This is a genomic window from Pseudogemmobacter sp. TB195, assembly GCF_058313095.1.
The window spans coordinates 1-737 of the sequence record NZ_JBZEGG010000107.1 but is presented as its reverse complement, the minus strand read 5'-3'; the positions used below and the strand labels follow the sequence as shown (position 1 = coordinate 737).

Here is a 737-nt window from a genome sequence, read left to right as displayed (position 1 = left end):
AAATACGGATCCAGACGCGGCCAGCGCGCTTCATGTGACGCGTGATGGCGCGGCGGGCCGCTTCAATCTGACGCGCGGTGATGCGCTCGGGTTCAAGCGCCTTGAGGCCGAACTCACCGAAGTTGAGGTCGGTTCCACCCTTGGCGACACCGTGGATACGGCCCTTGAACTGCTTCCTGAACTTGGTTCTTTTGGGCGACAGCATTGCTTCTGCTCCTGGTCTCCGCGCCCCTTACCGGGACGCGTCCGACCCGCGACGCGCCTGCGAGCGGCCGCCGTCATCGTTCATCTTCTTGTCCTGGGCCATCGGATCATGCTCCAGGATCTCACCCTTGAAGATCCAGACCTTGATCCCGCACGTGCCGTAGGTGGTGAAGGCGGTGGCCACGCCGTAATCGACGTCAGCGCGCAACATGTGCAGCGGCACGCGACCTTCGCGATACCACTCCATACGCGCGATCTCGGCGCCGCCCAGACGACCGGAGCAGTTGATGCGGATGCCCTCGGCGCCAAGACGCATCGCCGACTGAACGGCGCGCTTCATGGCGCGGCGGAACGCCACGCGACGCTCGAGCTGCTGGGCGATCGACTCGGCGACCAGCGTCGCGTCGATCTCCGGCTTGCGCACTTCGACGATGTTGATGGCGACGTCAGCGTCGGTCATCTTCGCCACGGCGCGGCGCAGCTTGTCGATGTCCGCGCCCTTCTTGCCGATCACCACGCCCGGACGCGCCGAG

The 737-nt window shown here is 65.4% G+C and carries 2 protein-coding genes; both read right to left on the bottom strand.

Annotated features, from left to right (window positions below):
- The coding region (gene rplP, locus AC4FS3_RS28855; RefSeq protein WP_491023394.1) for a 50S ribosomal protein L16 at window positions 1-205 on the bottom strand (205 nt) is incomplete at its 3' end.
- 27 nt (window positions 206-232) lie between these two features.
- A partial coding sequence (gene rpsC, locus AC4FS3_RS28850; protein ID WP_491023393.1) for a 30S ribosomal protein S3 occupies window positions 233-737 on the bottom strand: 505 nt, incomplete at its 5' end.